This is a genomic window from Streptodolium elevatio, from assembly GCF_053592165.1.
This window is the reverse complement of sequence record NZ_JBSFVE010000001.1, coordinates 920627-927115: the sequence shown is the minus strand read 5'-3', so window position 1 is coordinate 927115 and position 6489 is coordinate 920627. Positions and strand designations below refer to the sequence as shown.

Genomic DNA, 6489 nt, shown 5'->3' with positions numbered 1-6489 from the left:
CGCCGGGGGGGCCCGCCCACCGGCCCCCCCGGCCCCCGCCCCTCCCCCCCTCACCCCCGCGCGCCCCGGCCGCCCGCGCGCCGGGCCCAGGCCCCCGCCTCGGCTACAGCGCCTCCAACTGGTCGAGGAACCACTGCTGCGGGCTCAGCGCGGTCGCGGCGGCGGCGAGGCGCTTGGTGCGTTCGGCGCGTTCCGCCCGGTCCATCGACAGTGCCTCGTGCAGCGCGTCGGTGGTGGCGCTGACGTCGAAGGGGTTGACGACGATCGAGTCGGGGCCCAACTCCTCGTACGCACCCGCCTCGCGGGAGAGCACGAGGGCGCAGCCGTCCTCGGAGACGACCGGAATCTCCTTTGCCACCAGGTTCATTCCGTCGCGGATCGGGTTGACCAGGGCGACGTCCGCAAGCCGGTAGGCGGCCAGCGAGCGCGGGAAGTCGTCGTTCACGTGCAGGATCAGCGGCTGCCACGTGTCGTCGCCGAACTCGTCGTCGATCTCCTTCGCGATGCGCTGCACCGCGGCGGTGTACTCGCGGTACTCCGGGAGGTCGTGCCGCGACGGGTACGCGAACGCGATGTGCACCACGTTGCCGATCCATTCCGGGCGCGTGCGCAGCAGGTCCCGGTACGCGAGCAGGCCGCGCACGATGTTCTTGGACAGCTCGGTCCGGTCGACGCGCACGATCACCTTGCGGTCGCCGACCGACTCGCGCAGCGCGGCCAACCGCGCCTCGACGTCGGGCCGCGAGGCGCGCTCGCGCAGGAAGTCCGCGTCGGCGCCCAGGCCGTGCACGCCGATCGCGGTGGTGCGGCCCGCGTGCGTCACGGTCATCGCCGTACGGTCCACGTGCGCGCCGAGCACCTGCTCGCAGCAGTCCAGGAAGGCCCCGGCCCAGCGACGGGTCAGGAAGGCGGCCCGGTCCGCGCCGAGCACGCCCTCCAGGACGGCTCGCGCGATGTCGTCGGGTAGCAGGCGGAAGTAGTCCGGCGGCGCCCACGGAGTGTGCGAGAAGTGGCCGATGCGCAGGTCGGGGCGAAGTCGCCGGAGTAGCAGGGGGGTCAGCGTCAGGTGGTAGTCCTGCACGATGACCTGCGCACCTTCGGCGGCCTCGTCGGCGAGGGCCTGCGCGAACGCGCCGTTGTACGCCTCGTAGGACGCCCACTCCTTGCGGAACCGCCCGTCGAACACCGGCTTGGTCGCGGTGTCGTAGAGCAGGTGGTGGATGAACCACAGCGTCGAGTTCGCTATGGCGTTGTACGCCCGGGCGAACGTGCCGGGGTCGATGTCGAGCATGTGCACGGCCAGGTCGCCGGTGTCGTGCCCCGCGAGGTCGAGGCGCCCGGAGGGGGCCTCGCGGGCCGCGGTGCGGTCGGCCTCGGACAGGGCCGCGCATACCCAGACCGCGCCGGTGCCCTGCCCCGCGGCCGACAGGCCGGAGACCAGTCCGCCGCCTCCGCGGTGGACGGACAACGACCCGTCGTCCTCGGTCCGGAAGGACACCGGACCGCGGTTGGACGCGACGAGGACCCGGGCGGCTGCGGTGTCAGAGCTCATGACTCCAACCGTAGCCACCCATCCGGTATGACAAACCCGCCGCGGTCCGGCCGCCGTGAGGTTGCCGCGATCTCGCCCCTGCTCGGAGCCTTCGGCGGAGGGGCTCCGGGGTCCGCCGGCGGCCCTCGGGGCGTGGTCTCGCGGACCCGGGATCCAGGCCTGCCCTCACCCCTGTCGTGTCCAGGCCACGGTGATCCGCATCCCGTCGAACCGCCAGCCCGCGTCCGTCCGCACCGCCGTGCAATGCGTACGGAGCCCGCTCTGCTGATGAGGCGGCTCGCCCTCGCGCCAGAAGTACACGAGCTGATTGGCGGTGGCGGTCGCGCGGTCGCCGTCGAGGTGCACGAGGACGTCGCCGTGCACGTGCTGGGTCTCCACCCCCTCGACCGGGCTCTGCCGGAGGAACGCGACGATCTCCTCGATCCCGTGCAACTCGCCGGCCCGCCCGTGCACGACGGCGTCGGCCGCGAAGACGTCGCGTGCGTCGTCGTGGGCGCGCTCGTCCAGCAGATTGGCCAGGCGGGCGAACAGATCGGTGATGTCCAGGCGGTCGGACGCAAGCAGGGCGGGCGATACGGACGAGGCCGGTGCGACGTCGGTGGACGGCATGAGATCGCTCCTTCATTGGCGTGGCCAACATTGGTTGCACCAACACTATATGAGAATGTTGGCGCTGCCAACACTCAACTAGGCTGGCGGCCATGGACGAGATCCCCCGACGCCTGACGGCGAAGCCGAGCTGGCTGATCAACCAGCTCTCCGTGCACTCCCGCCGCCTCGTGTCGGACGCCTTCGCCGCGGCCGGCGCGCGCGGGTACCACTACCGGCTCCTCGCCGCGCTGCACGAGTCCGGGCCCGCGAGCCAGGCCGAGCTGGGCCGCCGCGGCCGCGTCGACCGCAGCGACGTCGTCGCCGCGATCAACGAACTGGCCGCGCAGGGCTACGTCGAGCGCACGCCGGACCCGGACCACGGACGCCGCAACAGGATCACCCTCACCCCCGAGGGCGCCCGCCGGCTGCGGGACATGGACGACGTCCTCGACCAGGTGCAGGACGACCTGCTCGGCCCGCTGTCCGCGGGGGACCGAGAGGCCCTCACCCGCCTGCTCGGGCGCGTCCTCGCCCACCACGAACAGGGCTGACAGCCAGGCGGGTTCGTACGCCGGGCCGCTGACGGCCCGGCGAGTTCGTGCGCCCTCATCCCGCCAGTGCGGTCCGGTTGCGGTACTCCGGGATCGTGATCATCGGCGGGCGCTCGTGGGCGGCGACATCGTGACTGCTCACCCGGAACCCCTCCTCGTCCCGCTCGAACTGCGCGAACACCGTGTTCAGGCCGCCCGCCCCCTTGCGGACCCGCCCGTCCCGGTGCAAGCGCTCCAGCACCGCCTGCCAGATCTCGCCCGCCATCCGGCCGAGCCCGGCCTCGTCCTGGTGGCTGTGCCGGCGTACGCCCACATCCACCTGCGCCATCGCGTCCAGCCCCACCGATTGCAGCGAGTCCACGAGCATCGCCGTCTCGACGCCGTACCCGCACGGGAACGGCAGGCGTTCGAGCAGGCCGCGACGGACCGCGTACTCGCCGCCGAGCGGCTGCACGAACCCGGCCAGTTCCGGCCAGTACATGTTCAACAGCGGGCGCGCTACCAGTTCGGTGACCCGGCCGCCGCCGGCCGGCACGACGGTGTCGCCGATTTCCAGCGGGCGGTCGTACATCGCCTTGACCAGTTGGACCGAAGGGTCGGTCAGCAGCGGGCCGAGGATGCCCGACACGAAGTCGGCGGAGAACTCGCGCAGGTCGGCGTCCACGAAGCAGACGATGTCGCCGCTCGTGACCAGGAGCGAACGCCACAGGACCTCGCCCTTGCCGCGCAGCGCGGGGATGCGCGGCAATATGTCGTCGCGGTGCACGACTCGCGCGCCCGCCCGCGCGGCGACCTCGCCGGTGCGGTCCGTCGAGCCGGAGTCGACGACCACCAGCTCGTCGACCAGCGGATACCGGTCCATCAGCTCGGTGCGGATCGTGCGGACGATGTTGCCCACGGTCGGCTCTTCGTCCAGCGCCGGCAGGACGACGCTGACCCGGCTCGCCCGACCGGACCGCTTGGCCTCCAGGAGCCTGGGCACCGGCCAGTCCGCGGCGGCCGAGGACCGTCGTTCCAGCCAGTGGGTCACCTCGGGCAGCACTGTCGCGTTCCCCTGTCGTTGCTTGTGGTGCGCGGGACATCGTCTCGCGTGTCGGACGCCGATGATCGACCGGCACCCGGTTCGGTTACAGTCTTGGTCACGAGATACGACGATCGCACGTCGGCTCGGACAAACGCGGAGCGGCCGCACGGTGACCCCCAGGGGTGATCGGCGGCACATCGCACCGCCATAGAGCTCATCCAGAGGGGCAGAGGGAACGGCCCGTTGAAGCCCCGGCAACCATCCGATCGGTACACCCATGTGCGCTGCACGCGGGGCCCCCGGCGGACTGGTGCCAAGTCCGGCCTGCGGGGACCCCCGTGGGGAAGATGAGGAGAGAGGCCCCATCGCCATGGCTGTGATCGCACAAACCCTGACCCTCGCCCCCGGCTCGTTCGGGTCCGCCGTCGCGCTCTCCTGCCGCGAGTGCGGCGAGCGCTACGAGCTCGGCCCCAAGTTCGCGTGCGAGTTCTGTTTCGGGCCGCTGGAGGTCGCGTACGACTTCTCCGGCGGCGTGACCCGCGAGCGCATCGCGGCCGGTCCGAACAACATCTGGCGATACGCCCCGCTGCTCCCCGTGCCCGCCGACGTCGCGGAGCACCCCAACCTGAACCCCGGCTTCACCAAGCTGGTCCAGGCCCGCAACCTGGGCCGCGAGCTGGGCATCCGGGACCTGTACGTCAAGGACGACTCGGGCAACCCGACGCACTCCTTCAAGGACCGCGTCGTGGCGATCGCCGTCGAGGCGGCCCGCAACTTCGGCTTCACCACCCTTTCGTGCTCTTCGACCGGCAACCTGGCCGGCGCGGTGGCCGCCGCGGCCGCCCGCGCGGGGCTGCGGTCGTGCGTGTTCATCCCGTCCGACCTCGAGGCCGGCAAGGTGCTGACGGCCGCGGCGTACGGCGGCGACCTGGTGGCCATCGAGGGCAACTACGACGAGGTCAACCGCTTCTGCTCGGAGCTGATCGGCGACGCGGCGGGCGAGGGCTGGGGCTTCGTCAACGTCAACCTGCGGCCGTATTACGGCGAGGGCTCCAAAACGCTGGCGTACGAGATCGCCGAGCAGCTCGGCTGGCGGCTGCCCGAGCAGATCGTGGTGCCGATCGCGTCGGGTTCGCAGCTCACCAAGATCGACAAGGGCTTCCGCGAGCTGATCGAACTCGGGCTGGTCGAGGACACGCCGTACAAGGTGTTCGGCGCCCAGGCCGAGGGCTGCTCGCCGGTCTCGGCGGCGTGGAAGGCCGGGCACGACGTGATCCGGCCGGTCAAGCCGGACACCATCGCCAAGTCGCTGGCGATCGGCAACCCGGCGGACGGGCCGTACGTGCTGGACGTGTGCAAGCGCACCGGGGGCGCGGTCGAGGACGTCGACGACATCCGCGTGGTCGAGGCGATCAAGCTGCTGGCCCGGACCGAGGGCATCTTCGGCGAGACCGCTGGCGGTGTCACGGTCGGCTGCCTGAAGAAGCTGGTGGAGACCGGGCAGTTGGACCCGGCGGCCACCACGGTCGTCCTCAACACGGGCGACGGTTTGAAGACCCTGGACGCGATCGAGTCGACCACCGGCGCGACCGCGACCATCCGTCCCTCCCTTGAGTCCTTCCGAGAGGCTGGCCTGGCATGAGCGTTTCCGTGCGTATCCCGACGATTCTGCGTACCTACACCGGCGGCGCGGCCGAGGTGACGGCCGAGGGCGGCACGCTGTCCGAGGTGATCGAGTCGCTGGAGAAGTCCTACCCGGGCATCGCCGCCCGGGTGCTGGACGACCAGGGCAAGCTGCGGCGCTTCGTGAACGTGTACGTGAACGACGACGACGTGCGCTTCGCCGAGGGCCTTCAGACGGCCACGCCGGACGGCGCCAACGTTTCGGTCATCCCGGCCGTCGCGGGCGGTTGCTGATCCCCGTTCGGGCAAGTCCGCCGCACGGTCTCGACCGTGCGGCGGACTTTTGCGTGGGGTGCCCGGCGAGCAATCCATGATCAATGCAGCGGGGCTCGGCATTCGGAACGAAGTGTTCCGTGCGGCAATCCCGCAGGTGCATCGGCGAATCCGGGGAAGCATGGTGCGTACAACCGCATTTTCCGGAGATTTCGCGGCAACGGCCCGACAATCCCGTGGCCGGGATCACATCCGAAATGCTCCGTTTGTCGCTTTTGATGCGGAGTGAAATGCGGTTTTAACTAGGAATTAATCAAAGACATCCGTTTTGTTCGTCCCGGATTTCTCGTCCGTTTGACCTGTTGCGTCGGGCACCCATCCGGATACATTCAGCCGCGGTCGGACGGTTCCACGTACTGGATCTGGTGCGCGGCAACAACTCGCGAACCTGCTTGCCCTGTGCTGACTTCACTCAGTCGGTCAAGAAGTTGCGATACGACCCGGAGCTGCGGCGCGCAGTTTCCGTGAAAGGGCCAGTAACAGGGGAGTTAGGAATGGCTCAGGGCACCGTCAAGTGGTTCAACGCGGAGAAGGGGTACGGCTTCATCGCGGTCGACGGTGGTGCGGACGTCTTCGTCCACTACAGCGCGATCCAGATGGACGGGTACCGGACGCTTGAGGAAGGACAGCGGGTCGAGTTCGAGATCTCGCAGGGGCAGAAGGGTCCGCAGGCGGACATGGTCCGTGTGACCGCCTGAGCCTGCACGGCTCTTCTTGTACTGCTCTTCTTCAGACGTCGCCGAGGCCCGGTTCCCCGTACGCGGGGGCCGGGCCTCGGTGCTGTGCGCCGGCGTGTCCGGCGCCGCGTGCCGGTG

Annotated in this window: 7 protein-coding genes and 1 riboswitch; of the genes, 4 read left to right on the top strand and 3 right to left on the bottom strand. The window is 70.2% G+C overall.

Going from position 1 to position 6489, the window contains the following annotated elements:
- Window positions 1-103: 103 nt before the first annotated feature.
- Both ACWD12_RS04065 and ACWD12_RS04060 read right to left on the bottom strand, forming a co-directional pair.
- Complete coding sequence (locus ACWD12_RS04065; protein WP_450098182.1) at window positions 104-1552, bottom strand: alpha,alpha-trehalose-phosphate synthase (UDP-forming); 1449 nt, start codon at window positions 1550-1552, stop codon at window positions 104-106.
- 165 nt (window positions 1553-1717) lie between these two features.
- Window positions 1718-2161 carry a nuclear transport factor 2 family protein gene (locus ACWD12_RS04060; RefSeq protein WP_450098181.1) on the bottom strand — a complete coding sequence of 148 codons (444 nt, stop codon included), beginning with the start codon at window positions 2159-2161 and terminating at the stop codon, window positions 1718-1720.
- Between the two features lie 92 nt (window positions 2162-2253).
- Here ACWD12_RS04060 and ACWD12_RS04055 point away from each other — a divergent pair, with 92 nt between their 5' ends.
- The gene (locus tag ACWD12_RS04055) at window positions 2254-2694 is read left to right on the top strand and encodes a MarR family winged helix-turn-helix transcriptional regulator (RefSeq protein ID WP_450098180.1); all 441 of its coding nucleotides are present in this window, start codon (window positions 2254-2256) and stop codon (window positions 2692-2694) included.
- A gap of 55 nt (window positions 2695-2749) precedes the next feature.
- Here ACWD12_RS04055 and ACWD12_RS04050 read toward each other — a convergent pair whose 3' ends face one another.
- A complete protein-coding gene (locus tag ACWD12_RS04050) occupies window positions 2750-3736 on the bottom strand; it encodes a glucosyl-3-phosphoglycerate synthase (protein WP_450098179.1) in 987 nt (328 codons plus the stop codon).
- A 193-nt stretch (window positions 3737-3929) separates the two neighbouring features.
- Window positions 3930-4072, top strand: a riboswitch (SAM riboswitch).
- Between the two features lie 16 nt (window positions 4073-4088).
- Here ACWD12_RS04050 and thrC point away from each other — a divergent pair.
- The 3 genes from thrC to ACWD12_RS04035 all read left to right on the top strand — a co-directional run bounded on the left by thrC (window position 4089) and on the right by ACWD12_RS04035 (window position 6372).
- Entirely contained in the window at window positions 4089-5360 is a 1272-nt protein-coding gene (gene thrC / locus ACWD12_RS04045) for a threonine synthase (protein ID WP_358353083.1), read from the top strand.
- Window positions 5357-5635, top strand: a complete 279-nt coding sequence (locus ACWD12_RS04040) for a ubiquitin-like small modifier protein 1 (protein WP_358353082.1) — start codon at window positions 5357-5359, stop codon at window positions 5633-5635. The genes thrC and ACWD12_RS04040 overlap by 4 nt, the downstream gene beginning before the upstream one ends.
- 533 nt (window positions 5636-6168) lie before the next feature.
- Complete coding sequence (locus ACWD12_RS04035) at window positions 6169-6372, top strand: cold-shock protein (protein ID WP_004986573.1); 204 nt, start codon at window positions 6169-6171, stop codon at window positions 6370-6372.
- Window positions 6373-6489: the final 117 nt, after the last annotated feature.